Origin of the sequence: Terasakiella pusilla DSM 6293 (genome assembly GCF_000688235.1) — a bacterium.
GTDB lineage: Bacteria > Pseudomonadota > Alphaproteobacteria > Rhodospirillales > Terasakiellaceae > Terasakiella > Terasakiella pusilla.
Genome location: NZ_JHYO01000029.1, coordinates 12,615 through 38,567 on the forward strand (window position 1 = coordinate 12,615; position 25,953 = coordinate 38,567).

Below are 25,953 nucleotides of genomic sequence, written 5' to 3' on the forward strand. Positions count from 1 at the left end.
CGTTTGTAATTCTCCATGGAGTTGTTTGTGCAACTCCAAAATATAAAGGGGTTATTTGATGACCTTTAAAAAAGAAAATACAACGTTTACCGTTGTAGATCAAGCTTTTCGCGTGCCCACATCTCAGAAAAATGAGGTGTCGCAATGATTGAGCGTATGTTATCTGTTAAAGAGGCAGCTAGACGTTGTGGCGTATCAGATACGACTTTTGATAAATTGGTTAATCGTAAAATAGCACCTCAACCAGTTCACCATCCTGACGTAAAGAGAAGACTTTGGGATATCCAAGAGATTGACCGTTATCTTGATCGCGTTTCTGGAAAGGGGATTTCTAAGTCGCCTTCTATGGACCTTTTTCGTGAAAGGTTAGCCAATGCGACGAAATCTTAAATACGTTACGGATCGCAAAAGGCCCGGTGGCTATACAGATTATTATTATCGCCGGAATGGTCAACTTCAAAAGATCATCGGTGAGCCACATAGTGATGAATTCATGGCAAACTACGCTAGAATTCATGCAAGCTTTGAAGATAAAAAGTCCAAAATCAGGGGTGGTTTCGACCACCTCTGTGAGGAGTACATGAAAAGTCGTGAATTTTGTCAACTTAAAGAAAGTTCTCGCCGTCAGTATCGGCTGCACATTGATCGTTTACGATATTTGTTTGAAGGGGTGGACATACATGAGATTGACAAGAGCGTTATTAAGGATCTGATTAACGGGTTTAGTGATCGAATTGGTACCGCGAATAATTTTTTGAGAATGCTTAAGACGCTTTTCACTTTCGCAGTTGGAATGGAGTATTTGTCCGTTTCGCCAGCAAACGGAATTAAGCCTTACAAAGGCGGAGAGTATCAACCATGGTCTGATGATGAAATTGAGCTATTTTTGAACGCTGAGACAACATCTAAAGAGATGAGGCGCGTTCTATTATTCGCTCTCTATACAGGTCAACGCCAAGGTGATTTGATTAACATGCGATGGAATGATTTGTCGGATGGTGGCGTAAATGTTGTTCAAGAGAAAACAGGTACAAAGCTCTGGATACCATTGCATCCAGTTTTAGAGAAAATCATTCCAAAAATATCTCGTGATAACGTCAATATTCTTACATCCTCAACAAATAGAAGATGGTCTCCATCAAATCTAAGAAATACATTTAGGGATATGTGCCGTAAGGCAGGTGTTCCAAGTCACAAAGTGTTCCATGGTTTGCGCAAGAGCGCGACGGTAAAGCTTATTGAGGCTGGTTGTACTTATGATCAAGTAAAGGCCATCACAGGCCACAAAACAACGTCCATGGTTGAGCATTATGGCAAGGGAACGAACCAAAAACGTTTAGCTAAAGAAGCCATGGATAAATTTGGCAAAAGTGTAACAAGCTTGAAAAAAGTGTAACAAGGCAGATTTAACATGTTGAAAATATTAACTATTGAACCTAGTGGCAAAATTTCAAAGATTGTTACGGATTGCTACAGATGACCCTGACGACCCTTATTTTTGACCTTGATGGCACACTGATTGACAGCGCCCCCGATTTACGCACCGCTTGCAACAAGCTTTTACAATCAAAAGGCCGCCGCGAAATCACGCTGGAAGAAACCAAAAAATTTGTCGGTAATGGCGCGGCAAAGCTGGTGGAACGCGCCTTTGCCGCCACAGGTGAGCCCGCACAGGCAAGCGAGCTTGCCCCCCTCACCCAAGACTTCCTCGCGTTTTATGACGGTCATGAGGCGGATGAGACGGGAACCTACCCATCGGTCATGGAAACCTTGCAACAGCTCAAACAACAGGGCTACCGCCTGGCGCTGTGCACAAACAAGCCGCAAAAGCCGACCCAAAACATCTTGGAACATTTGGCCATTGAGAGCTTTTTTGACGTGATCATCGGCGGCGATCAGGTCGCCAAGAAAAAGCCCGACGCGGAGATGTTGCTGACCACCCTCACAAAAATGGGGATCACGGCCGATCAAGCGGTCATGATTGGGGACAGTCCCAACGATATCGGCGCTGCTGACAATGCCGAAATGGCGAGCATTGCTGTTTCCTATGGGTATCGCCGGGTATCGGTTGAGGAACTGGGTGCGGACCGCATCATTGATCACATGTCGCAACTACCTGACGCTTTGGAGGCGATGAAGGCCTGATCACACCTCATGAGTGTGCGCACTAACCCTTTGTTTCAAGACGGAACATTTACCGGAAATTGGGTTACAATCTTTCAGTTTTCACATGATTTTCATAAAAATCTGACGTTTTCTGCTGGAATTATTAACAATTCCCGCTTATACGGGATATTCAGATTTTTTTAAAAAAGAATAAGCTTAAGGATTCACATTATGGCACAGACATGGACCCCCGACAGTTGGCGCGCAAAACCGATCCGTCAGGTCCCGACTTACCCGGACGCTGATAAGGTTAAACAGGTCGAAAAGACCCTTTCTACTTATCCGCCGCTGGTCTTTGCCGGTGAAGCCCGCCGCCTGAAAGCCGAACTGGCGAATGTCGCCATGGGGAAAGGTTTCCTGCTACAAGGCGGGGACTGTGCGGAATCTTTTGCTGAATTTAACCCCAACAACATCCGCGACACGTTCCGCGTCTTGTTGCAAATGGCTGTGGTGCTGACCTTCGGCGCGTCCTGCCCGATCGTTAAAGTCGGTCGTATGGCCGGCCAGTTCGCCAAGCCACGCTCCAGTGATATGGAAACCAAAGACGGGATCAGCCTGCCAAGCTACCGCGGTGACGCGGTCAACGGGATGGAATTCACCGAAGAAGCCCGTATCCCGGACCCGGAACGTCTGATCCAGATGTACAATCAGGCAGCCTCTACGCTCAATCTGATCCGTGCCCTTGCCCAAGGCGGTTATGCAAACCTGAACAAGGTACACCGCTGGAACCTTGGTTTCGTCAACGGCACCGAAGAAGGTAACCGGTATCAGGACTTGTCCAACCGGATCTCCGATGCATTGGCGTTTATGGATGCGTGTGGCATCAACGGCGACACAACAGCCTCATTGCGTGAGACAGAATTCTACACGTCCCACGAAGCCTTGTTGTTGAACTACGAACAAGCCATGACCCGTGTGGACAGCACACAGGATAACGAAGAATGGTACGACACATCCGCACACTTGGTGTGGATTGGCGAACGCACCCGCCTGCTGGACGAAGCCCACATCGAATATATGCGCGGCATTGCCAACCCGATCGGCTGTAAAGTCGGCCCGACCATGACACCGGACGAGCTGATTACCCTGATCGACACGCTGAACCCTAACAACGAAGCGGGCAAGCTGACGCTCATCACCCGCATGGGCGCAGATAACATCGAAAAAGGTCTTCAGCCACTGTTGGAACGCGTGAAAGCCGAAGGTCGCCACATCGTCTGGTCTTGCGATCCGATGCACGGCAACACAGTAACGGCAGAAGGCGGCTATAAAACCCGCCACTTCGACGCGGTCCTTGGGGAAGTGCGCGGCTTCTTTGCAGCTCATAAAGCGGCTGGCACCCATGCTGGTGGTGTTCACTTTGAAATGACAGGCCAAGACGTCACCGAATGTGTCGGCGGCACCTACGAAGTGAAAGAAGGTGAACTGGGTGATCGTTACCACACCCACTGTGATCCCCGCCTCAACGCCAACCAAGCCCTTGAAATGGCCTTCCTGTTGGCCGATGCCTTAAAAGCAGAGCGCGATATCTAAACAACGCTCAAACAACGAAAAGCCCCAGCGTGTAAAACGGTGGGGCTTTTTTTGTGTTTACAGGCGATAAAATACAATTTAAGGTTTTGCTTTATTTTCTATTTTTTTGAGTTTTCTATGTATCGCCTCATACTTTCTGCTTTCCTCCTGCTTTTTCTCAGCGCCTGCGCGACCGATAAAGACGGCTCCCGCACCACAACAGGGCAATATTTAGGCCAAGCGGAATGGCAGGAAATTGATATTTCAGAAAGTAAGCTCTCAGCCAACAAACGGGTGAGGCAAGCGGTTAAGAAAGTCTACACCAAATCACTCCCCAATCGCCGGCAAGAGCGCGTCATTTTTAACGGTGGCGGCTACGCTCTGTTGGAATGGATGTATCGAGGCGGTTTTCGGATGCCACCTTCCAATCCTGATTTTATCAAACTCTTTGCAGGCACAAACCTGAGAGGCACACCAATCACCGCCAATGAACTTGCTGTTCAATCTGAAGGCGCGATAAAATATAGTTTCCTTACCCGCGGCACGAGACACTGTATCAGCTTCGTTAAGGCCCTCGGGCGTACTCTTGAACTGCGTGGCGGCATCGGCCGCGAAGCCTATGTCCGTGGGCTTGACTGTTCTGCCCCCGATGACACCAGCTATAAGACTGACATTCTCGCCATGCTCGCTAGCGTTACGTTTGAACGATAGAGTTAAAACACATCACCAGTAACTTCCGCCTTGAGACGTTTTCGAAAGGCCTCCACATGGCGCAAAGCGCGCAGCAACGTTTCCTTTTCCTGCCGGCTTAACGTTTTCGGATCAATAAAACGGGTGACGGGGGCATTGCTTTTAAAAGCTTCAATCTGACGTTTTAGCAGGATCTTGGTCAGAAAATTAAAGGCAAAAACCAGATACTCCTGTTCCGTATCGCTCACCTTACGGGCTTTGTGTAAACGTTCCACCCGTTCCAACGTGCCTGTACTCTCAATCCCGCTTTTAAGACTAAGCAACCTTACCGCCTCGACCAATGGCAGGGTGGCCCGATATTTCACATCAAACAGGCCGGCGTTATCGCCCGTTTCTTCTAATCCCAAGCGTCCGAAGATATTAATCCCGACCGTGTGATCCGCTTGCAGGCTATACATTTCCTGTAAAAAGAAATGGTTTTTCTTCACCGCATCCACCAACGTATAGCGCAACTCGTCCGCTAGGGAGGTTTGTCCATAGACGGGCTGGAAATCAAAAAAGATATCCGCCAGACGCAAGGCGATGCTGTTACGCTTTTTCCCCCACAGGCCGACCTGCTGACGCCATTGACTGATGGATTTTCGCCATAACGGATTGGTTGCCATCACATATCCCGTACAATAGGGAAAGCCGACCTCATCCAGATCTCGGCACATACGGCTTGCCAACTCGCGAAAGTACTCGTCCACTTTGTTGTGATCTTCGTCGGGATAATCCTGCAAAATAAAACCGTTATCCTGATCGGGGAACAGATAATTCTCCCCCCGCCCGGCAGACCCCATCACGATCGCACAAAAATCCACAGGTGGGCGGCCCCACCCTTCCGCCTCCATATGGCAGACATTGTCATGGATGATACGGCTATAAATATCCTTGTTAATGTGGGTCAGTAGCTGTTGCACGATGCTCGCGGGTTGATGATCTTCAAACATATCGTGCGCCAGATCCACTTGTGCCGCCTTCACCCCGCGCAGGCTCTCCACATCCCCTTCACCGCTTAATCGGTCAATCTGTTGCATCAAATCCGTGGCCGCAATCTCAACCGCATCCTGCAAATACACCATCCCCACGGGCTTCATGGCCGTATCCACGACCACCAATTCGCTGACCCCATAGCGGCGCATACGACCGATAGCATGATAAAGATATTCATCGGCGCGCATGGTCTGGACGCGATCATCCATGACCGTATCAATCAAGGCTTGGGGCGCGACCTTAAACACCACTTTGGACAATATATCTTGCTGCCGCAAAATCCCCGCCAGCTTGCCATGACCATCCACCACCACACAGGCTTTCGCCCCGGTTTCCACCATGCGGGAGATCGCGGTTTCACAGAAGGTGCCGACTTCCACGCACACTTTTGCTGTGTGCATAAAATCAATCACGCGTTTTGCAAAAATTTTCGTTTGTTTATGCATGGTTATCACCTATTCCCTGTTTCCATATTGCCCGCCCGTGTGGAAAAAACAAGAAAAAAGCCGTCATCTGCAAGGATAAGTTTTGTTGCAATCTTTTTCACATTGCGCAACAATTCGCCCCAAAGATATCACCAAAAACATAAAAACGGTGAACAGGGACTTTCAAAAATAAAACACGATAAAGTCCTGAAAAATGGGAGATAAAGGTTTTGAACGAGAAGCTATTGTGGCTGCTGGGTTTTGTCGCAGCCTATTGGGCTTACTGCCTTTACTTGGGGGTACGTGGCGCACGACTGGCCCGCACAGCCAGTGACTATTTTATCGCCGGGCGCAGCCTGCCCGTCTGGGTATTTGTGCTTGCGGCCACGGCCATTTCCTTTTCCGGCTGGACCTTTTTAGGCCATCCCGCGATGATCTATCGTGATGGTTTCCCTTACGCTTATGTCTCGTTTTTCACCATCTTGATCCCGCTCACCGGCATCATTTTCCTGAAGCGGCAATGGATGCTGGGCAAGCGCTATGGCTATGTCACCCCCGGCGAAATGCTGAGCGATTATTACCGCTGTGACACCGTGCGCACCCTGACTGTGGTGATTGCTGTCCTCTTTACCGTGCCTTTTATCGGGGTGCAACTGGGCGCGGCGGGCTATCTGTTTAATGTGCTTAGTGACGGCTTGATCAGTTCCACCGCAGGCACCTTGCTGCTGGCCTGTGCCGTCTTTCTGTATGTGGTCTACGGCGGGATGCGCGCGGTTGCCTATGCCGACAGCGTGCAATGTATCCTGCTTGCCCTTGGGGTGATTTTAACGGGCGGCATTGCGCTACATGCCATTGGCGGCATTGACGTGCTGCTCACAGGGCTGGAGCGCATGGGCGCATCCGAATTTGGCTTATGGGGGACAACCCGCGGCGCAGGGGGCGGAGATTACAACGCCTACCTGGCCGTCCCCGGTATTGCCCAACCCGTCAGTGGCGTCAGCGAAACCGTTTCAACGGGCGGACCATGGACAGGGATGATGATCCTGACCTTCCTTCTGGCCCTAATGGGAGTTCAGGCCTCCCCCGCCTTTTCCATGTGGAGCTTCGGGAATAATTCCCCAAAACCGTTTGCCCCGCAGCAAGTCTGGGTCTCCGGTCTAATCCTTGGCGGCTTGCTGTTTGTCATCTCCACCGCCCAAGGGATGAGCACTCATATGTTGGGGGCCACCCCCTCTTTGGCAGGCAGTGGCGTTCCGGTTAACTGGAAACTCCCGACGGAGATTTCAGACGTTCCCGATACCTTGGTCCCTTACATTTTAACCATGGTGCAGGAAAAAATGCCGTGGCTGACCGCCTTCCTTGGGGTCTGCGCGCTTGCCGGGATGCAATCCGCCGGCGCGGCCTATATGTCAACGGCTGGTGCCATGCTGACCCGCGATATTTACAAACATCAGATCCAGCCCCAGGCCGGACATAGTATCCAGAAATTTTTTGCCCGGGTTTGCGTCTTCTTTATCCTGCTGGCCGCACTGGTTGTTGCGCTTGTCAACAAAGACGCGCTTGTGCTTTTGGGCGGGATGGCCGTGGCCTTTGGCTTGCAAATGTGGCCTGCCCTGTTGGGAATCTGTTGGATCAAATGGTTTACGGCAAAAGGGATTGTATGGGGCATGGTCGCCGGGATCTTTGGCGTCTTTTTAACCGATAATGCAGGCATTACTGTCCTTCACATGATCGGCATCGACCTGTGGGATCGCTGGCCTTTAACCATCCATAGTGGCGGCTGGGGGATTGCCTTTAACCTGCTGGTCTGCGTTAGTATATCTGCCCTGACGCAAGAGCGCGAACAGGTCAATGACGCCCATAAACAAAGCTTCCATAGCTTCCTGAAAGAACATGCCGCCCTGACGCCTAACAAACGGCGCATGATCCCCTTTGCCTGGGGGGCGACCCTTGTATGGATTTTCTTCGCCGTCGGTCCGGGTGTGGTGGTCGGGAACGATATTTTCGGTGCGCCGAACGCAGGACGGGACGGCTGGCTGTTTGGCATCCCATCAATCTGGGCATGGCAAATCGCCTTCTGGCTGTTGGGCGTCGCTTTGCTGTGGTTCCTCGCCTATTTTATGGAGATGTCCACCGTGCCGGAACAGGAGATTGAGGCCCTGAGCGATGATATCGCAGACCCCGGCCTTGGCTCCTAAGCGGCACTATTCCAACGCAATCGGTTTGGACTTTTTCGCCAAGCGGGCTTCGCGGTGCGTGATGTACAGGGTGGAGGCAAAAATGATACAAGCCCCACCCCACGTCCACATATCCACCGTTTCGGCAAAAAACACATAGCCGATCAAGGATGCAAAGATCATGTTGGTAAAGCTAAACGGCATACTGACAGAGGCATCTGCCACCCGCATGGCACGGGCCATCGCCAATTGCCCACTGGAAGCCAAGACCCCCATAGACACCAGCCAGAAATAATGTTCAGGCTTGGGCCAGACCCAGACAGGTGCCGCCCAGATCAGGGAAAGCGGGCTCATAAACAATCCCATATAAAAGACAATCGCGGTCGGATGTTCCGTGCGCGACAGGGCCTTAACCGTCAACAGGGCACAGGCAATAAAAAAGGACGACGCTAACACGATCAACGATCCGGTTTGCAGCTCCTGAAAGCCCGGACGCACGATCACCAACGCCCCGATAAAGCCCACCAGCAAGGCCATCCAGCGATGGATCCGCACCACTTCCCCCAAGACCAGCGCCGCCCCCATGGTGGTAAACAACGGCACAGTAAAGCTCAAGGCCGTGGCTTCGGACAAGGGCAACAGGGTCACCCCCGTAAACCAGCATGACATCGCCGCTGTCCCGAACAAAGCACGCAGCCCATGCAATTTAAGCCGCGAACTTTTTAGCGTCGCAATCCCGCCCATAGCCACAAAAGGCAACATGAACAGAAAGCCGAAAAAGTTCCGGAAAAACGCCATTTCCAGCGCCGGAATTTCAGGGGACAAATAGCGAATCATGCCGGACAAGCTCGCCATGGTCGCACAAAAAACCACCATCCATAGGGCGGCACGTGTTGTCGGTGATAAGGTATCCATATATGCTATGTATATCGGAAACGGGACTTTAGCCAGTTCTCTTTAATAATTCTTCTTTATGGATATTTACGGATTATGCAATTTCTCATCATCGCCAAAGACGGCACCGACCCGGATGCACTTAATCGCCGCCTTGCCGCGCGTCCTGCGCATTTTGAACGGGCCCGCAAAGCCAAAAAAGACGGCGAATTACTCATCGGCGGTGCGATACTGGACGACCATAACCAGATGATCGGCTCCAGCCTGTATGTGGAAGTTGAAGACCGCGCTGCCCTCGACAAATGGCTTGCGGATGACCCTTATACCAAAGGCAATGTCTGGCAGGACTTTGAAATCCACGTCATGAAAGTTGCCGATCTGGATTAATCGAGATCAATCTCATAAAACGGTTTTTCCCCCGGCTTACCTTCACAATATTTCCAGATATTCTTGCGTGATTTGTCCCACGGTTTGGAAAGGGCAATCAGACTGGACGAGACGGTTTCAAACCCCATGTCGGTTTCAATCTGCATGGCCCCGCGCGCATCGGTCAGGCTTTTGCGGCTACTCATCAGCGCTGTCCACGCCATCCAGTCATCCTGATCGGGTTCAGGGGCAGGCGCGCTTCTAAAACGTGGGAGATGCAGCTTGACCCGATCCGAGGTGGTATCGTTTAAATCGCGTGCAGATAGCATGGAAAGCCCGTCGCCAATTTCACTGACCTGAATGGCAACCCCGTCATTTTTGACCCACCATGCATTCGCGTGATCAGCAACAATCAGGTTAAACGGACGATACGCTTCGGGGTTTAGATCCTCAAACGCATCGGCCGCCATTTCCGCTTCGGCATGATCCAGTGCTTCTAGCGGCAATTCACCACGACTGCGATAGTCAGGATGGCTCCCAAGTGTCCCTACACGATTTAAGACACAAGCGACCAGCCCGTCGTCGTTCATGCCCAGCCATGTGCCACCGGCCAATTCATCCATTCCGGCTATCACCTCGGGTCGATCCGGCCAATGACGCATCGGCGACACAGCGTGCCGATCCTTCATTTCGTCACGGTTTGCCGCCAATAACAGGGGCCAATCATGGTCAGGGCGGCGCAAGATAACGACGGTACACATTTGTTTTGGTCTTTCCTTAAATTTCCCTTCCTTTATCGCATATATTCTTGTGTTGACCAGCCCAAAGCGTATAATTTTTAGAGAAAATAAAACTTAATTGGGTTCATAAACAGGGAACAAAACCATGTCAGATATTGCCCGTACCATCCGCGAGAGAGAACAAGCCTTCGAAGCTCAATTTAAATTGAGTGAAGAACAAAACTTCAAACTGCGCGCGCGTCATGACCGGTTCTTTGGCCACTGGGTCGCCCATCAAATGGGGCTCACCGGACAAGCCGCAGAGGCGTACGCCATCGAAGCAGCCCAGATCGATCTGGAAGCCGCAGGGGACGAAAACCTGATCACCAAAGTCACAACCGACCTTCAGGGCGCAGGCCACAGCTTCACAAATGAAGACCTCCTTGCGGCGCTCACAGATGCGCTTCTTCAGGCACAGCAATCCTTGCGGGACGAATATCCCGATGCCCTTGGCAACGACCATCACCTTTAAACGGTTTCACATTGCGTAAAGTCTCTTGCCCTCTATATTTGGCAGGAGACTTTTTTGCATTTAAGGACAAGCATAATGACCACCCCCAGCTGGCTCACCGATGGCCTTCCCCATATCTGGCTCCCCTACAGCCAAATGAAAACAGCCCCCGCCCCCCTGCCTGCCATCGCCACAGACGGCTGCACGATCACCTTGGCAGACGGACAAAAACTGGTAGACGGGATTGCATCTTGGTGGACGGCCTGTCACGGCTATAAACATCCTCATGTCATCGAAGCGATGAAAAACCAGCTGGATGTCATGCCCCACGTCATGTTTGGCGGATTAAACCACGAACCGGCCTTAAAACTGGCAAAACGCCTTGCCACGCTGCTGCCCGGCGATCTTAATCGGGTGTTTTTTGTGGAATCCGGCTCTGTTTCCGTCGAAGTCTCCATGAAAATGTGTATCCAGTACTGGATCAACAAAGGCCATAAAGGTCATTCCAAATTCGTTTCCTTTAAGGACGGCTATCACGGCGACACCTTGGGCTGCATGTCCATCGCAGACCCGGAAGAAGGCATGCACCATGTCTTTACAGATGTTCTGTTTGAACAATTCGTTGTCGATGTCCCCAGAACGGAAGAACAGCTCAAAGAATTCGACGCCTTTTTAGCACAGCATAAAGACGAGATCGCAGGCGTCATTACTGAGCCACTCGTCCAAGGGGCAGGCGGCATGAAAATGTTTAGCCCCGCCGTCCTGAAAAACATGTGTGAGATCACGCAAAAGCACGGCCTGTTGTTTGTTGTTGACGAGATTTTCACGGGCTTCGGGCGTACCGGCACCATGTTCGCCATTGAACAGGCCGAGATCGTCCCCGACATTGTTTGCCTGTCCAAAGCCCTGAGCGCGGGTGTCACCCCACTTGCCTGTGCCATTGCCCGCGATCATATCTTTGAGGCTTTTTTAAGCGACAGCTTTGACGATGCCTTGCAACATGGTCCAACCTTTATGGCCCATCCGGTTGCCTGTGCCGCAGCAAACGCCAGCCTTGATCTGTTTGAAACAGAACCAAGACTTGAACAGGTCCAGCATATCCATGAAAAGCTGCAATCGGCCCTGACACCGTTAAAAGACATCAAGGGTGTTAAGGATGTCCGTATCCTGGGGGCTATTGGCGTAGTGCAGGTAGATGACCTCAAAGACAGCAATTGGTTGAAAAAGCGCTTTATTGAAGAAGGCGTCTGGCTGCGCCCGTTCCGCGACATCATCTATCTCACCCCCGCGTTTACCATCACCGATGGGGAATTGGATAAACTCACCGACACCATAAAACGGGTCCTAACCGAATGGGCGACGATCTAACCTTGCGATCAAAAGGGAATCTGGGACAAGCCGGTTCCCTTTTTTTATGCTTTAACACCCAGATTTCCTTGAGATCTTAATCACTTTTTAAACCTTAAGGCCTATCATTTCGAAGAATAGGAATCTGAATCATCTTAAGGTAATTTTATGGGACTGGGCTTTAAACCATTCTGGCGCGCCTCTATTGTGGCTGTAGGGCTTTTCACCCTCAGCAGCACGAGCCACGCCGCATCTTTGGTGCAAGAACTGGACTCGCTGGTCAAAGACCGTGTCGCATTTGCAGAAGCCACCAACCTGTCCCCTAATACCGACGAGCTGATTTATCAAGGCATCCAAGGCTATCTAAACCTTGTTCTACAATACCGCCTTGTTGACATTGCAGAAGACCATGTCGCGGGCCTAGAAGAACTTTCAAAACAACATCAGGACACTGAAGCAGACCAGCTCCTGATACAGTCCTATCTGAGCCACGCCAATGAAGGTTTGCTCGCCTACCAATCTTCCCTTGAGGAAGGACAACTGCATTATGAGAAACTGTTTTTCAACATCCCCAACGAAGACGACTTGAACGACCCGCTTGCGCCGGTTGAGCTGCTGCCGGAAAGTCTGGAGCAAGCCATTTTCCAAGCCCGGAAGCACAATACAAACGCCACTCAAGATCAGGCCGCCCAATCCATTGGCGAGATTTTCGCCGGTGTTGAAACTCAACAGCGCCATTTTCATACGCTGGTCGATGCAGAACATATCGCCCAAGCCGCCTATGATACCCATTACCAGAATGTGCAAAAAGGGGAAGAAGACCTTTCCGAACTGTTGCAGATGGCACAAGACCTTCAAAAAGTCCGCACAGCCGTCACCTCGTCCGACTACCTGCACCGCCTTGCCAGCTTCAAGCTGTTGATCGAGACCGGACAGCTCACCCCAACCAATCTGGCACACCTCATCACTGAAGCCCCATTGACCGGCACCCCGACATTGCCCATTGACGACACTTTCCAGAACGTGGCCTACAACGACCTAGCCGCCTTTGAGGCCGCCCACGGGGCACCTTTTAGCGCAGAACTGGCCCCGGAACCGGAGCCCGTCAAAACTGTCCAAGAAAGCAACGCGCCGAATAGTTATTACCTTGTCCTCGGCAGTTTTTCCTCTCCCGCGTCAGCGCAGCGCCAAATCGCACAAACCGACTTGAATCACGCCTTTATTAAACCAGTAACAGTCAATGGACGGACAGTTCAACGAGTCCTGCTCGGCCCGTTGGATCAAGAGAGTGCGCGCGCAGAAAAAGAAAAGGTGGCCGGACGCGGCATAACTGACAGTTGGATTACGCAAGAATAAAAACGCGTAATTGAGGGATCCACCCTATCTAAAAGGGTATATCGCTTACAAGTTCATCTTACTGCCTTTATTTTAAGCATTTACGGGTTTTCCCTCATATACAGGGCATTTTTTTTATTATATTAACCGATAACTGAAATATTTCGAAATATTTCCAAAAACCTTCAAAAATCTTCAAAAAAATACGCCTACATACTTTAGCAAAGGCATGGTCATGAAACTTGGTAACATACGTCTCGCCAAAAAACTTGGCATCATCATGGGCTTATCCCTCATCGGGATGATCGTTACAACCTATATCGGTTTAAGCGCCCTTCACAAAAACCTTCTAGATGAACGTGAACGGCAAGCCCGTAATATGGTCGAAGCAACGATCGAAATCATCACCGATCTCAATCAGCAAGTAACAAGTGGATCCCTCACGCTGGAAAAAGCACAAGCCGAAGCCATTCACGTCATCAAAGCAATCCGGTATGCCGAACAGGATTATATCTGGGCGAACGATCTGAATGCCGTCATGGTCTCCCATGGAACAAAACCGCAATTAAACGGTCAAAACATGAATGATTTCAAAACCATCACCGGACAATATCTGTTCCGTGACATTGTTGAAATCGCCAAAAGCAAAAGCGAAGGATCTCTGCAATACTTCTGGCCCAAAGCCGGTAGTGACAAACCTGCGGAAAAAATCTCCTACGTTAAACTGTTCAAACCATGGGGCTGGGTTGTTGGCACAGGGGTCTATATCGACAACATCCAATCGACCTTCATTGCCGAAGCCACAAAAACCGCGATTGTCTTCTTGATCGGGGTCGTCGTTCTGTCGGTCTTCATCTTCTTCGTCTCACGTGATATTCGACAAAGTATCGTCACCCTTTCAGATACGATGAAACGTCTGGCAACCGGCTGCACACAAGACCCGGTTCCCCTACAGGACCGCAAAGATGAAATGGGCGACATGGCCCAAAGCGTCGGTTTCTTCCGTGAACAATTGATTGAGAATGAACGTCTGGCCACCCAGCAACGCGAAGAAGAAGCCGCCCAGAAAAAACGTGCGGCCCTTATTCAACAACTTGCTGCTGACTTTGATCTGGGCGTCAACACGGCCCTGCAATCCGTTGCCTCAGCCGCCAAACAGCTCGATATGACTGCAAACGGTATGTCCGCGACCGCAGAACAGACCAGTTCTCAGGCAACCACAGTTGCCAGTGCGTCCGAACAAACTTCCGCGAACGTGCAAACTGTTGCAGCTGCTGCAGAACAGCTCAGCGCTTCCATTCACGAAGTGGCGTCGCAAGTTGATATGTCCACCAGCATCGCACGCACCGCCTCGCAGAAAGTCCAAGAAACTCAGCTGACGGTTAACAGTTTGTCTGAAACCGCCCTGCGCATCAATGAAGCCTCAAAACTGATTGGGGAAATTGCGGACCAAACCAATATGCTTGCCCTGAACGCCACCATCGAAGCCGCACGCGCCGGTGAAATGGGCAAAGGCTTTGCCGTTGTCGCAAGCGAAGTCAAAACCCTGGCAACCCAGACAGGCCGCGCGACAGAAGAAATCAGTAATCACGTGCGCGCCATTCAGGATGTCAGTGATGCCACCGTCACTGCGATTAGCGAGATCAATCAAGTCATTCAGGAAATGAACGACATTGCCAATGCTGTCGCCGCCGCAGTTGAAGAACAAGACGCTGCGACACTGGAAATCACGCGCAACATCGAACAGGCAGCCCAAGGCACGCAAGAAGTCACCAGCAATATTGTTGAAGTGAACGAGGCCGCAAACGACACGGGCCGCGCATCGAAAGAAGTGCTGGAAGCGTCAAGTCAATTGAACACCCAGTCCACTTCGTTGCGCTCAATCGTGGAAAACTTCTTACAAGGTGTTAAATCCGCGTAAAATCGATATGTCTTGAAAGTGGGGAGCCTTTACAGGCGCCCCATTTCAAACTCCTCGATAGAAATACCCATCATGGACAGGCCTTCTTCCAGATAGTCTGACAACAAAGGCGTTCCCATCAGATAATCCGGCGTAGATTTAGAGGTCGGATCGGCTTCGCGCGCTTGCGCCATCGCTTCCTTCCATTCTTCCTTGCTGTAACTGCCCCGTCCCAGCCATGTCAGGGCCACAAGTTCGTGCAATTGGTCCACATTCAAATCAACCAGTGCTTCGCGCAGTTCGCTTTCGGTCGGATCATCGCCGTAGTCTTCCAGAATTTCCAGACAGCCATCATCCACGGCATCGGACTCCCGGTCCAACCCTTCCGGCTCTACCTTTACATCAAACTCGCGTGCTTTCATAAGGATGTAGAAAACAGTGTCTTTTGCGAGATATTTCATTTCTGCCTCCTGCGTCATGGCTGTTTCATCTTCTTATCCAACAGCCTACCACAGCCATGCCCCCTGCGACCTGACCTAAACCAAGAAAACGGAGATATTTTACACTCTTTTTTTCAGGCTATATTCCTGAATAACCGCAAACAGTTCACCAATATGAATGGGCTTGGACAGGTAAGCCGCAAAGCCAAGTTCCTTACCGCGCTTCATATCGGCTTCCATCGCTTGCGCGGTCAGGGCGGCAACAGGAATGGACTGCAAGGCTTCGTCCTTGTTGATAATTTTCATCATGTCCCATCCGCTCATACCCGGCAGGTTAATATCCAACAACACCAGATCCACTTCAGCTGATTTAAGATAGTCCAGTCCCTCTTCAGCGGTCCGTTCAACCCTTAACCTCAGCCCTTCGATACAGGACAGCGCCTCTTCCACCAAGGTCTGATTGTTCGGATTATCCTCCACATACAGCACATGAAACGGCGTGGTTGCCAGCTCAACTTTCAGTCCATTCTTGATCTTTGCTTCGGACCTCTCACGCACTGATTTGATCGGCACGTCCATTTGAGCATAAACCGGTAATCTAAACCAGAAACGACTGCCCTGCCCGTCATCACTTTCCACCCCGATTTTACCATCCATCAATTCCACCAGCTTTTGAGTGATGGTCAGGCCGATCCCCGTGCCTTCCACGTTACTGAATTCTGCGCCCAAACGGTTAAACGGCAAGAAGATATCGCCCTGTTTGTCCTTTGCGATCCCTTTTCCCGTATCAATCACCGAAAATTCGATCATATTTTCATCCGAACAGACACAGCAATCGAAGGTCGCGCGACCAGACGGGCTGTTATATTTGATGGCGTTCGATCCCAAATTCATCAAAATCTGTTTCAAGCGGGTGTAATCGGCACAAACAGGCGGGATCTTCTTGTCTGCGGCGGCATTGATCAGCGTAATGCCATTGTCGCTGGCCTGTTTCTCCAACAAGGTACAAGCATCCAGAATGACCTCCACAGGTTCCACCGCATCAATGCTGGTGCCGACCTTTTTTGCTTCGATCCGGGCGAGGTCCAAAATGTCATTAATGAGATCCAGCAAATGCGATCCGGCATTGGCAATCTGTTTGACATATTCCTTTTGTTTCTCATCCAATTCAAGCGCACTCGGCAACAGCATCAGTTGCGCAAACCCAAGAATACCGTTTAAGGGCGTGCGCAATTCATGGCTCATAGACGATAAAAACTCGGACTTGGCCTGACTGGCGCTTTCGGCTTCGTCCTTCGCTTTTTGCAATTCGCTTGCCCGCATGTAGTCCGCGGTCACATCCCGACCAGAACCGTAATACCCCATAAACTCGTTCGTTTCAGGATCAAAAATCGGCAACCCACTCACCCGAAAGACATGCACGTCGTCGTTTGCGGATTTAATTGGATACTCAAAACCACGAAAAGGTTCATGACGGCGCAGCAGCGATTCATGTTCCAACCACTTTTCCTTATCGCGTTCAAAGGCAGCCCTATCCACAAGCTCCAGTCGCGTCTTGCCGATAATTTCGCTGGTTGACAATCCCGTTATGTCCGCTGCGCGTCTCGACATATAGGTAAAGCGAAGGTCCGGCCCCATCTCCCAAAACCAGTCAGAACTCACTTCTGCAATCGCGCGAAAACGCTCTTTACTTCTGAGCAGTTCATACTCCACATGGCGCCGTTCCTGAATTTCACTTTTCAGGGCGGTCGTGCGATTGGCAACCCTGATCTCCAGCTCCTCATTCATGCGCCGCAACTCTTCCTGCGCATTCTTAAGCTGGGTCACATCAATGCCTTGTGCCAAGACGGTCTGCACCAATCCGGTGTCAAAAAAGGCAACCGGCGAAATGCTCCAAGAGATATGGACCTGATGGTCACGCCCCTCATTATGGTGGGTCATCTCCCAGTGATCGATCCCTTCTCCGGCAATGGAACGTTCAAAAATACTTTGCTCAAACCCGCGCTGCCCCGTGATTGCGGGGAGAACATCGATGATATTCAACGCGGTGGCCTCGTCATAGCGACAGTCCAATAGCTTTTGAGCCGCCCGATTAAACTCTTTAATCCAGCCTTTACGATCCCATGCGATGATCGGAGAGCTGGCCTGTTCAATCAAATTCGTCAGATAGCGTTCATTCTCGTGGATATTGGCGACAATCTGGCTGAACGCTTCACCGATAACATTAAATTCCTGCACCGGGCCATCAGGGTACTCAATGCTTTCTTTCCCCTCCAACACCTGATTCACACAATTTAATAAACGATTTGCACTTTTCCCCACCAAATGCTTCAGGATGACCCCGATGACAAATGCACTCAACAACGCCCAAAAAATTGTCATCATCGCGTTGTAATAAAAAGAACTTTCCAGCGCCGACGTATTTTTGCTCTGAATAACCGTCAACAAAGACAGCGCTACATCCTCCGGCTCCTGAATGTAAAGTGGTGAAATCAGAAAAGCAAAATCATCAGACATCTGCATGTTGGTCTGATCTTTACTCAGTTTTCCTAAAAATTGGCTTCCCATCCCGCCTTTGGCATCTGCAAGTACGTTGCCATTGTACAGAATAGCTATTTCAAAGGACTGCGACATTTCCTGCAAATCCAGAAGCATATCGCGGTTCTCGCGCAGATTGACCGTCGCATGCAAATAGGCGGTCACTTCATTCAAGACGGGGTCAAACACAGGCAAAGAATAGATCATCAGCGGTGTCGCAGGGACATTGCGACGTTTGGGGACTTCCATCATTCGCCATTGACGGTGAGGCTTTTTGGACAATCCCGCCAATGTCGTTTGATCCAACACGATTTTTCGCGCGGCAAATCCGGCTTCTGCAATGACAGCCCCTTCCAGGTCCGTTACGATCAAGGCCTTAAAAAAGGGCTTTTCCTGTTCTCGCAACAGATCAAACAGCAGTGTCTCTGTCGAATTGGAAACCCGTCCCCGAACAGCTTCCACCAATTGCGGTATTTTCGTCAGGCTCTCCAAACGGTATTGCGCCAGATCGAACCGGTCATTCAAACTTAATTGGATAAGACGGTTGCGATGTTCCAATGAACTTTCCGTCTGGTAGGCGACAATACGGTTTGTAGACACGTAACTGCTATAGGCAAACAAAGCCGACACCAGCAGAACACTGCCGAATGTCAATGCCATCATGTAAGTAGAAAGATGGAAACTCTTATTCATGTCAGCCGCGCACCACCCTTAATAGTAATATCCCGCCCAGCTCTACCGGCAATGACGTCCTACTTTTATATGTTACGAGCTTGGACACTTTCAACTATTCTAACATAATATCTATCAAACCATAAGATTCACATTGACATTTATCAACGATAGGGGTCTGAATCTTATAAATATATTTTGGTAGGGATATGGCACAGAAACACGGTTCAATCACTTTGGCGTGGAAATCACCTTCGGGCAAAAAACTTGCCTGCGCCTTAATGCTTGTCGTTTTCCTTGTCTCCCTGAGCATCGGCAACAGCTTGCGCTATCTGGAAGAAACCACCCGCACAGAAAGCTTGCTTCATTTTGCCCGGACACTCGCTTCTACCACCCTAAGCGCCGGTGGAGAAGCCGAAGACATTCTGTTAAAAGTGAATGATCTTCTAAATGTAGATGCCGTCATGGGCGTACGCTTGATGGCTGGTAACAGCGCCCCCCTCAGCGTTGGAGAAACCGACCCAACGTTCCCCGCCACATTGCCAACCACCCTAAGCGTCAGTCGGTTTAGCGACGATGCCCGCTATATGGATGTCGCTTTTAAGTTGGATGAGACACTGCCCTTTGACTTACTGGTTATGCGGCTGAATGCGGATAGCCTGATGCCTGCGCCCGTCTTAGGCAGCCTGATCAATTGGGTCGGCGCACCGCTCATGAGCCTGATTGCCGGACTGATGTGCCTATGGATGACAGGCCTTTACCTATTCGCCCCCTTACAAAAACTGCGCAGCTATTTTGACGAAAACACCAAGTCCTTTGCCAGCACCCCCATCGCGCCGGAGCTGTTAAAAGGCAACACCGAAGCCAGCCTCCTGTCCAAACAGGTGGAAAACATGCGCGCGGAAATCCTGCACGCCAAAGATAAAGCGGAATTTCAGGCCCGTTTCCTACAAGAAACCCCTTATCCCTTGCTGCGCTGTTCGGTCAATCGCAAGGTCATGTATGCCAATGCCGCCGCCAAAAGCCACGCGCCGTTGTTTGGGGATGACAGTAGGGAATTTGTCTCCCCATCCGTATCAGAACTGATCCGCAAGTCGTTTCAGGATGCCAAGCAGATTTACGGGGATGTGCGATCCGGTGATACGATCATCACCTTCCGCGCCATCCCCGTTCTGGATACCGGATACGTCAATCTTTATGGCGAAGTCAGCCGCAAAATCGACGAAGATATTTAACCTTTCAGCAGACCAGCCAGCACCTCGACCGGATGGCGCGGCTTAAAGTCGCCGTAGCGTTTGGTCTGACAGCGACAGGAGAATCCGGTCGCCAGCATATGATCCGGCCCAGCTTTCGCCGCCTTGTCTTTCCAGCTCATGTCATAGAGCTTTTTCGAGGTTTCTTCGTTTTCCGCCTCATGCCCAAACATGCCGGACATGCCGCAACAGCCCGTCTTTTCTATGCGCAGGTTCAGGTTAAAGGCTTTAAAGATATCGCCCCATTGTTTAGGTGTGGCCGGCAAGGATGTCTTTTCCGTACAGTGAGCAAACAGGGCAAATTCCCCCTTTGTCTCTGGCAGGTTAATCTCCAACCCTTGCAGCTTGTCATGCAGCCATTCATGGAACGCAAAGACCGTATAATCCGGGCGACTGTCCAGACGTTGGTTATATTCCTGACGGAACATCAATGTTACCGCAGATTCGATCCCGACCATCTCGATACCACAGTCGGCAAGACTGCTGTAATAAGCATCATTATCCTGTGCCAGTTGGTCAAATTCCTTCAGGAATCCTTTGACATGCAAGGGCTTCCCATTCGGGCGATATGGGGCCACATAGACCGTATAGCCCAACGCCACCAACAGATCATAATGCGCGAGAACAACATCCGCATCATAATGGGTGGTGAAGGTATCCTGTATCAGAATGACCGATTGTTCTTTCTGTTTTTCCCGTAAGGTCTTCATATCCGCCGGATCAAAAGCAGGGGCCTTACGCGCCTTCAGACCTTTGGCAACCGTCGTGCTGCTGACCTTCGGCAAATCAACCAGACCAAGGCCATGACGCATAAAGGCTTTTACCGGTGGTAAGGACTGGGCAAAGTTGGTCAACCACGGCAGCTTGATGGTCAGCGGGGCCAGTTTCTCCAGTTTTGACACCACATGGTCACGCTTCGGACGCCCGTAACGTTCGTGGTACGCCTCAAGGAACTGGGCCTTCATCTCCGGGATATCCACCTTGACCGGACATTGCGTTGCGCAGGTCTTGCACGACAGACAGGTCTTCATGGCCTCATAGACATCTTGGTTAAAGTCTTTACCGTCCGCCAAGGCCGTGGGCACATCTTCTTTTTCTGCCAAGGTGCGCAGGCGTAGCCATTCGCGCAGCATCCCGGCACGCCCCTTGGGCGATTGCACCCGATCACGACTGACTTTATAGCTAGGACACATCGGATCAAACGCATCCCATGTGAAGCACGCGCCGTTGCCGTTACACAAGGTCGCTTTGGGGAAGGCGTCTTTCAACGTCTCATCCAAGGTACGATCCACCTGACCGCGCAAAGTTGCTTCATCAATCGCCGTCAGCTTGACATCCGGCATAGTGTAAGGCGTGGCGATTTTACCGGGGTTGAACAGGTTATGCGGGTCAAAGGCCGACTTGATTTTGCGTAGCTCGTCATAAAGATCCGGCCCAAAGAATTTGGGGGAATATTCGCCCCTAAAGCCTTTGCCATGTTCCCCCCACAACAGACCGCCATATTTCAACGTCAAATCCGCCACCCCATCTGAAATCTGGCGCAGGACAGGTTCATCCATCACATCTGTCAGATCAAGAGTCGGGCGCACGTGCAGACAGCCCACATCAGCATGTCCAAACATCCCATAATCCACCCCATGCCCATCTAAAAGCGCGCGGAACTCGCGGATAAACGGGGCGAGGTTTTCTGGCGGGACGGCTGTATCTTCCACAAACGGAATGGCCCGGCGCTTACCTTGCAGCGCCCCTAACAAGCCAACAGATTTTTTGCGCATTTCCCACAGGGCGGAGATCTGGGCTGCATCGCTGGTCGCACGCCAGCCGGTGGCTTGTCCGTCTTCGCCCTTCACCTCAGCCAACACAGCTTCCAGCTTGGCAATCTGGGCGTCCACTTCTTCAACCGTTTCCCCAACAAACTCGACAAAGTTCATGCCGAGGATTTCCGGCTCGCCCTCTTCGCCGCCCAGCATATCGCCGACCTGTTCCCAGATGATATCGTTCTGGGCCATGGTCATGATCTTATCATCCACAACCTCAACCGCTGCCGGATCGCCTTTCAAGATCAGCTGCACGCCTTCCAGCGCCTGATTAAAGGTCGCATAGCGCACGGTCACCAACCCTTTGCACTTCGGCAAGGGGATGACACGGAACGTCAATTTCTGCGTTAAACAAAGCGATCCTTCAGAACCCGCCAGCAAGTAAGACAGATTAAACGTCCCGTTGTTATCCAGCGCATGTTGCAGATTATAGCCTGTCAGGCCGCGGTTCATTTTCGGGAAAGTCTGTTCGATCAGTTCCGCATTATCCGTGATGGACTGATAGGCCTGACGGTGGATTTCCCCGACGATATCGTCACGGCTCATCACCTCTTGCATTTCAGAGGCGGCAAGGGGGCGTGATGTCCATGTCTGCCCACCGGACAGGACCACATCCATCTCTTCAATATAATCAGATGTCTTGCCGTAAATGCGCGAGCCTTTGCCTGATGCATCCGTCCCCGTCATCCCCGCCAAGGTGGCGCGCGACGATGTGGAAACTGCAGGCGGGAAGAAATAGCCTTTTTCCTTCAAAAACGCATTAAGCTGATCCAGCACCACACCGGGCTGCACCGTGACCAGCTTTTTATCTTCGTCAAAATCCAGAATGTTGTTTAGGTGTTTTGAGGTATCAACGACCACGCCCGTGTTGAGGGACTGACCGTTGGTGCCGGTCCCACCGCCGCGTGGGGCAAAGGAAATACCGCGAAAGTCTTCGCGCGCGCCCAGCTCGGCAATCACATTCAGATCCGCTTCACAGATCGGATAAACCACCGCTTGCGGCATCACCTGATAGACCGAGTTATCCGTCGCACTTAATAAACGTGTGGGATAATCCGCCTTGATCTCGCCTTTAAAGCTGCTGTCTTCCAGCGCTTTTAAAAAACGGACAGTTACATCATCAAGGCCACGATCGGGGGTCAAAACCGGGAGCATTTTTTTATATCCAGTGCTAGCATGAAGGTACACAGGATATAGCCTTGTTGCGCCGATTTTTAAACAGGAAAAAAGCACCGGCCCTCCCCTTTCGGTCGTACAGGAGTGTGGGAGGGCCGGCTCAGACAGGGTTTCAGGCTTTGAGGGGGTATGAGAGCGCCTGAACCCCTGCCTATTCAAACAGGCTTATTTTACGGCCTGATTCAGTTCTTCTTCCGCCGTAAAGGCATTTGCCGGGAGTTCATGGGCAATCCCTTTATGGCAATCGATACAGGTTTTCCCGTCTTCCTGCGCCTCGATATGACGATTACGCGCACGTGAGCCTTGACGTGACACATCCATCGACATGAAGTTGTGACAGTTGCGGCATTCGCGCGAGTCGGAAGACTTCATCCGCTTCCATTCCCGCTGCGCCATAGTCAGGCGATGTTCTTCGAACTTCTCTCGGGTATCGATGGTGCCCAGTGCTTTATGCAACAGCTCGTTTGACGCCTGGATTTTACGTTGAATTTTGTAAATCCAAGGACGTGGCACGTGACAATCCGGACAGGTCGCACGAACGCCCGACGGGTTGGAATCATGGACTGTCCCGGTATATTCCCGATAGACGTTCTGTTCCATCTCGTGACAAGAAATACAGAAACTTTCCGTATTCGTCAGTTCCAATGTCCAGTTAAAGCCCCCCCAGAAAATCACACCGGCAATCAAGCCGACAAACAACAACATGCCTGCGGAGGTGGTTTTGCTCGGCCTTCTGAGTAAGGCCCAGATACGGTTAAAGAAACCGCCTTTTTCTTCTTGTTCACTCATTTTGAGTTCCCCCTAGGCCTTAGTTTTGGAATGTGTTTTCCACAAGCGGTTTTGCATCAACCTGTGGCACGTGACATTGGGTACAGAACCAACGGCCCGGCACCACATCGTCCATCGGCTGACCGGTGCGATGGTCTTTGTAGTGGGTTTCACTGATCTTGGGCGCCCCCTCTTTCGCGGCATACTGCCAGTTATGGCAGCGCATGCATTGGTTGACCTTCAGATCAATTTCATATTTATCAATCCGGTGCGGGATCAGCGGTGGTTGTTGACGGTAGTTTTGAGGAAAACGACCAGACTCAATCACTTGGTTGATTTCAGCAGCGGAATTGGTTTCACTAAAGCCAGCTTCACCGCGCAAGGTTTTGACCTCTTGTGCGCTTGCATGGCCCATCAGCACACTCACTGCTACCAGAACAGCGATTACTGGGATCAGGACTCGTTTCACAGTCTTATCTCCTTCAAGTCTCATGCCGCCTTGGTGCTGTCTTTATCAGCATCACCTTCAAAGGGGCGGACATCATCCATTGTGTTTTTCGTACGTAGCGAGAATTCAAAAACATGTTCGGAACAGACATCCAGACAACGTGCACAATTGGTGCAATCGCCGGACAGGATGACAGGTCCGTTTTGATCCTTTTCCCCTTTCAAGGCAGGCGAGATCACATGAGCTTCCGGGCAGACCGCGTAGCAGTCCATACAGTCATTACAGGCTTTGCGGTTTTTCGCGCTGATTTTAACCAGACTGACTTTCCCGATCAGGCCGTAAAACGCCCCGACCGGACAGAGACGCGAACACCAGATCCGGTCCCCGCCAATCAGTTCAATCAAAAACATCACGCCAGCGATAAAAGCCACGGTCGTAAAAGCCCCAAACACGATAGAACGATGCAGGATCGTCACCGGATTGAAAAACTCCCAGACCAAGGTTGCGCTGACGAAACTGGTGACAAACACACCCGCCATCACCCACAGGGCACTTTGGCGCGGCAGTTTGATCCCCGTCTTTTTCCACCCCAGTCTGCGGCGCAGCCAGCTTGCGCTGTCACTCACCACATTGACCGGACACACCCACGAACAATAGACACGACCGCCGACGATAAAATACGCCGCACTCAGGATTAGCACGCCAATAATCGCGCTTGTCTCCATCACGTGTCCTGCCAGCAGGGATTGCAGGAAAATAAACGGGTCAGTTAAGGGCAAAACATCCAACGTCAAGGATGATGCCAATGTGCCTTTGACCAACCAGTAACCGCTGATCGGTCCCACCAAAAACAGCGCGAGGAAAAAGGCCTGTGACAAACGTCGCAGGATCAACCATTTATAAGCGCCCCACAGGCCCTTTGTTTCAATGGCAGATGTGCCGGGATGTTTCATGCTCATGGCTTGAACCCCTTATATCCCCCGGTGTCCGTCTGTGCAGGGGCGCTATATCCACGATCAGGCAGATCAATAATATGCTGCCCTTCGATCAAAGATTTGCCAAGCTTGCGCTTTTCTTCCCAGCCCAGGCGATAATGTTCCCCAAGTTTGCCGCGGGCCAGACGTTCAGGCAGGACGCGAATTGCCGTATCGGGCAACACACAAGCCTGTTCGCATTTACCGCAGCCGGTACATTTATCGCCATGGACGGTCGGGATGAAGACCGCATGCTTCCCCGTACGTTCATTGGCGGAACGTTCCAGTGTAATGGCCTCGTCAATCAACGGACAGACGCGGTAACAGACGTCACAGCGCAAGCCATTGAAATTGAGGCAGTTCTCATGATCGACCAACACCGCAATCCCCATACGGGCATCATCAATATTGGTCAGCGATTTGTCCAGCGCACCGGTCGGGCAGGCCACCACACAGGGGATATCCTCGCACATTTCGCACGGGATCTTCCTTGCGTTAAAATAAGGTGTGCCTGTCACCGTCTCGGTGCCCAAGTCAGCCAAATCAAGTGTGTCGTAGGGACAATCCCGGACACACAAACCACAACGCACACAAGCAGACAAAAAGTCTTTTTCCGCTAGGGCGCCGGGCGGACGAATGGCGTCTGCCGGCAATTTTCCCTCGGCTTCGCGCACAGCGGCGCCCAGTGCCAGACTGATCAGTCCGACACCACAGGCCCCTTTTGCGGCATTGCCCAGAAAATCCCTTCTGGAAACTGTTTTCTGTTTTGCTTTTGTCTGTGTCATGGCTC

General features: G+C 51.1%; 22 protein-coding genes. 12 read left to right on the forward strand and 10 right to left on the reverse strand.

The genetic code is table 11. The features are described 5' to 3' along the window. Positions 1-144 precede the first annotated feature (144 nt). From Q397_RS25060 to Q397_RS0116445, 5 genes are all read left to right on the forward strand, one after another. Entirely contained in the window at positions 145-390 is a 246-nt protein-coding gene (locus tag Q397_RS25060) for a helix-turn-helix transcriptional regulator (protein WP_028880342.1), read from the forward strand. Next, positions 374-1,396 (forward strand): tyrosine-type recombinase/integrase, encoded by a 1,023-nt coding sequence (locus tag Q397_RS0116430; RefSeq protein WP_028880343.1) that lies wholly within the window; start codon positions 374-376, stop codon positions 1,394-1,396. The genes Q397_RS25060 and Q397_RS0116430 overlap by 17 nt, the downstream gene beginning before the upstream one ends. Before the next feature lie 80 nt (positions 1,397-1,476). Beyond that, positions 1,477-2,145, forward strand: coding sequence for a phosphoglycolate phosphatase (gene gph, locus Q397_RS0116435; RefSeq protein WP_028880344.1), 669 nt, complete (start codon positions 1,477-1,479; stop codon positions 2,143-2,145). Positions 2,146-2,337: 192 nt separating this feature from the next. Beyond that, complete coding sequence (locus tag Q397_RS0116440) at positions 2,338-3,699, forward strand: class II 3-deoxy-7-phosphoheptulonate synthase (protein ID WP_028880345.1); 1,362 nt, start codon at positions 2,338-2,340, stop codon at positions 3,697-3,699. 117 nt (positions 3,700-3,816) lie between these two features. Then, the gene (locus Q397_RS0116445) at positions 3,817-4,389 is read left to right on the forward strand and encodes a hypothetical protein (RefSeq protein ID WP_028880346.1); all 573 of its coding nucleotides are present in this window, start codon (positions 3,817-3,819) and stop codon (positions 4,387-4,389) included. A 2-nt stretch (positions 4,390-4,391) separates the two neighbouring features. On the opposite strand, the gene Q397_RS0116450 is transcribed toward Q397_RS0116445, so the two are convergent. Beyond that, complete coding sequence (locus Q397_RS0116450; protein ID WP_028880347.1) at positions 4,392-5,849, reverse strand: DUF294 nucleotidyltransferase-like domain-containing protein; 1,458 nt, start codon at positions 5,847-5,849, stop codon at positions 4,392-4,394. Positions 5,850-6,058: 209 nt separating this feature from the next. Here Q397_RS0116450 and Q397_RS0116455 point away from each other — a divergent pair, with 209 nt between their 5' ends. After that, positions 6,059-8,026 (forward strand): sodium:solute symporter family protein, encoded by a 1,968-nt coding sequence (locus Q397_RS0116455; RefSeq protein ID WP_028880348.1) that lies wholly within the window; start codon positions 6,059-6,061, stop codon positions 8,024-8,026. 6 nt (positions 8,027-8,032) lie between these two features. Here the strand turns inward: Q397_RS0116455 and Q397_RS0116460 are convergent, their stop codons facing one another. Next, positions 8,033-8,920: a DMT family transporter gene (locus tag Q397_RS0116460; protein WP_028880349.1), complete on the reverse strand. Its 888-nt coding sequence runs from the start codon at positions 8,918-8,920 to the stop codon at positions 8,033-8,035. Positions 8,921-8,995: 75 nt separating this feature from the next. Here Q397_RS0116460 and Q397_RS0116465 point away from each other — a divergent pair, with 75 nt between their 5' ends. Continuing rightward, complete coding sequence (locus Q397_RS0116465) at positions 8,996-9,286, forward strand: YciI family protein (protein WP_028880350.1); 291 nt, start codon at positions 8,996-8,998, stop codon at positions 9,284-9,286. Here Q397_RS0116465 and Q397_RS0116470 read toward each other — a convergent pair. Beyond that, positions 9,283-10,026, reverse strand: coding sequence for an NRDE family protein (locus tag Q397_RS0116470; protein ID WP_028880351.1), 744 nt, complete (start codon positions 10,024-10,026; stop codon positions 9,283-9,285). The genes Q397_RS0116465 and Q397_RS0116470 overlap by 4 nt on opposite strands. 124 nt (positions 10,027-10,150) lie before the next feature. On the opposite strand from Q397_RS0116470, the gene Q397_RS23065 reads away from it, so the two are divergent. The 4 genes from Q397_RS23065 to Q397_RS0116490 all read left to right on the forward strand — a co-directional run bounded on the left by Q397_RS23065 (position 10,151) and on the right by Q397_RS0116490 (position 15,098). Next, entirely contained in the window at positions 10,151-10,516 is a 366-nt protein-coding gene (locus Q397_RS23065; RefSeq protein WP_051610204.1) for an ATPase inhibitor subunit zeta, read from the forward strand. 75 nt (positions 10,517-10,591) lie between these two features. Then, on the forward strand, positions 10,592-11,863 hold the full coding sequence (locus Q397_RS0116480; protein ID WP_038014439.1) for an adenosylmethionine--8-amino-7-oxononanoate transaminase: 1,272 nt from the start codon (positions 10,592-10,594) through the stop codon (positions 11,861-11,863). A 147-nt stretch (positions 11,864-12,010) separates the two neighbouring features. Further along, positions 12,011-13,198 carry an SPOR domain-containing protein gene (locus Q397_RS0116485; RefSeq protein ID WP_028880353.1) on the forward strand — a complete coding sequence of 396 codons (1,188 nt, stop codon included), beginning with the start codon at positions 12,011-12,013 and terminating at the stop codon, positions 13,196-13,198. 214 nt (positions 13,199-13,412) lie between these two features. Further along, on the forward strand, positions 13,413-15,098 hold the full coding sequence (locus Q397_RS0116490; RefSeq protein ID WP_051610206.1) for a methyl-accepting chemotaxis protein: 1,686 nt from the start codon (positions 13,413-13,415) through the stop codon (positions 15,096-15,098). A gap of 29 nt (positions 15,099-15,127) precedes the next feature. Here the strand turns inward: Q397_RS0116490 and Q397_RS0116495 are convergent, their stop codons facing one another. Together Q397_RS0116495 and Q397_RS24420 are read right to left on the reverse strand one after the other, a co-directional pair. Then, complete coding sequence (locus Q397_RS0116495) at positions 15,128-15,538, reverse strand: DUF3775 domain-containing protein (protein WP_028880355.1); 411 nt, start codon at positions 15,536-15,538, stop codon at positions 15,128-15,130. A gap of 99 nt (positions 15,539-15,637) precedes the next feature. Further along, positions 15,638-18,748, reverse strand: a complete 3,111-nt coding sequence (locus Q397_RS24420; RefSeq protein WP_084149095.1) for a PAS domain-containing hybrid sensor histidine kinase/response regulator — start codon at positions 18,746-18,748, stop codon at positions 15,638-15,640. Between the two features lie 188 nt (positions 18,749-18,936). On the opposite strand from Q397_RS24420, the gene Q397_RS0116505 reads away from it, so the two are divergent. Further along, positions 18,937-19,962, forward strand: coding sequence for a hypothetical protein (locus Q397_RS0116505; RefSeq protein ID WP_028880356.1), 1,026 nt, complete (start codon positions 18,937-18,939; stop codon positions 19,960-19,962). Here the strand turns inward: Q397_RS0116505 and Q397_RS0116510 are convergent. The 5 genes from Q397_RS0116510 to napG form a co-directional block, all read right to left on the reverse strand. Continuing rightward, complete coding sequence (locus Q397_RS0116510) at positions 19,959-22,952, reverse strand: FAD-binding and (Fe-S)-binding domain-containing protein (protein ID WP_028880357.1); 2,994 nt, start codon at positions 22,950-22,952, stop codon at positions 19,959-19,961. The two genes, Q397_RS0116505 and Q397_RS0116510, sit on opposite strands and share 4 nt — an antisense overlap. Positions 22,953-23,138: 186 nt before the next feature. After that, a complete protein-coding gene (locus Q397_RS0116515) occupies positions 23,139-23,762 on the reverse strand; it encodes a NapC/NirT family cytochrome c (protein ID WP_028880358.1) in 624 nt (207 codons plus the stop codon). A 19-nt stretch (positions 23,763-23,781) separates the two neighbouring features. Continuing rightward, entirely contained in the window at positions 23,782-24,210 is a 429-nt protein-coding gene (locus Q397_RS0116520) for a nitrate reductase cytochrome c-type subunit (RefSeq protein WP_028880359.1), read from the reverse strand. Positions 24,211-24,230: 20 nt separating this feature from the next. Continuing rightward, positions 24,231-25,148: a quinol dehydrogenase ferredoxin subunit NapH gene (gene napH / locus Q397_RS23075; RefSeq protein WP_051610212.1), complete on the reverse strand. Its 918-nt coding sequence runs from the start codon at positions 25,146-25,148 to the stop codon at positions 24,231-24,233. Beyond that, complete coding sequence (gene napG / locus Q397_RS23080; protein ID WP_051610214.1) at positions 25,145-25,948, reverse strand: ferredoxin-type protein NapG; 804 nt, start codon at positions 25,946-25,948, stop codon at positions 25,145-25,147. Before napG ends, napH begins: the two co-directional genes overlap by 4 nt. Positions 25,949-25,953 lie beyond the last annotated feature (5 nt).

Excerpts from the sequence above, each read along its gene's own strand:
- Q397_RS25060 (WP_028880342.1), top strand. The coding sequence starts at position 145 with ATGATTGAGCGTATGTTATCTGTTAAAGAGGCAGCTAGACGTTGTGGC.
- Q397_RS0116430 (WP_028880343.1), top strand. The coding sequence starts at position 374 with ATGCGACGAAATCTTAAATACGTTACGGATCGCAAAAGGCCCGGTGGC.
- gph (WP_028880344.1), top strand. The coding sequence starts at position 1,477 with ATGACCCTGACGACCCTTATTTTTGACCTTGATGGCACACTGATTGAC.
- Q397_RS0116440 (WP_028880345.1), top strand. The coding sequence starts at position 2,338 with ATGGCACAGACATGGACCCCCGACAGTTGGCGCGCAAAACCGATCCGT.
- Q397_RS0116445 (WP_028880346.1), top strand. The coding sequence starts at position 3,817 with ATGTATCGCCTCATACTTTCTGCTTTCCTCCTGCTTTTTCTCAGCGCC.
- Q397_RS0116450 (WP_028880347.1), bottom strand. The coding sequence starts at position 5,849 with ATGCATAAACAAACGAAAATTTTTGCAAAACGCGTGATTGATTTTATG.
- Q397_RS0116460 (WP_028880349.1), bottom strand. The coding sequence starts at position 8,920 with ATGGATACCTTATCACCGACAACACGTGCCGCCCTATGGATGGTGGTT.
- Q397_RS0116465 (WP_028880350.1), top strand. The coding sequence starts at position 8,996 with ATGCAATTTCTCATCATCGCCAAAGACGGCACCGACCCGGATGCACTT.
- Q397_RS0116470 (WP_028880351.1), bottom strand. The coding sequence starts at position 10,026 with ATGTGTACCGTCGTTATCTTGCGCCGCCCTGACCATGATTGGCCCCTG.
- Q397_RS23065 (WP_051610204.1), top strand. The coding sequence starts at position 10,151 with ATGTCAGATATTGCCCGTACCATCCGCGAGAGAGAACAAGCCTTCGAA.
- Q397_RS0116480 (WP_038014439.1), top strand. The coding sequence starts at position 10,592 with ATGACCACCCCCAGCTGGCTCACCGATGGCCTTCCCCATATCTGGCTC.
- Q397_RS0116485 (WP_028880353.1), top strand. The coding sequence starts at position 12,011 with ATGGGACTGGGCTTTAAACCATTCTGGCGCGCCTCTATTGTGGCTGTA.
- Q397_RS0116490 (WP_051610206.1), top strand. The coding sequence starts at position 13,413 with ATGAAACTTGGTAACATACGTCTCGCCAAAAAACTTGGCATCATCATG.
- Q397_RS0116495 (WP_028880355.1), bottom strand. The coding sequence starts at position 15,538 with ATGAAATATCTCGCAAAAGACACTGTTTTCTACATCCTTATGAAAGCA.
- Q397_RS24420 (WP_084149095.1), bottom strand. The coding sequence starts at position 18,748 with ATGAATAAGAGTTTCCATCTTTCTACTTACATGATGGCATTGACATTC.
- Q397_RS0116505 (WP_028880356.1), top strand. The coding sequence starts at position 18,937 with ATGGCACAGAAACACGGTTCAATCACTTTGGCGTGGAAATCACCTTCG.
- Q397_RS0116510 (WP_028880357.1), bottom strand. The coding sequence starts at position 22,952 with ATGCTCCCGGTTTTGACCCCCGATCGTGGCCTTGATGATGTAACTGTC.
- Q397_RS0116515 (WP_028880358.1), bottom strand. The coding sequence starts at position 23,762 with ATGAGTGAACAAGAAGAAAAAGGCGGTTTCTTTAACCGTATCTGGGCC.
- napH (WP_051610212.1), bottom strand. The coding sequence starts at position 25,148 with ATGAGCATGAAACATCCCGGCACATCTGCCATTGAAACAAAGGGCCTG.
- napG (WP_051610214.1), bottom strand. The coding sequence starts at position 25,948 with ATGACACAGACAAAAGCAAAACAGAAAACAGTTTCCAGAAGGGATTTT.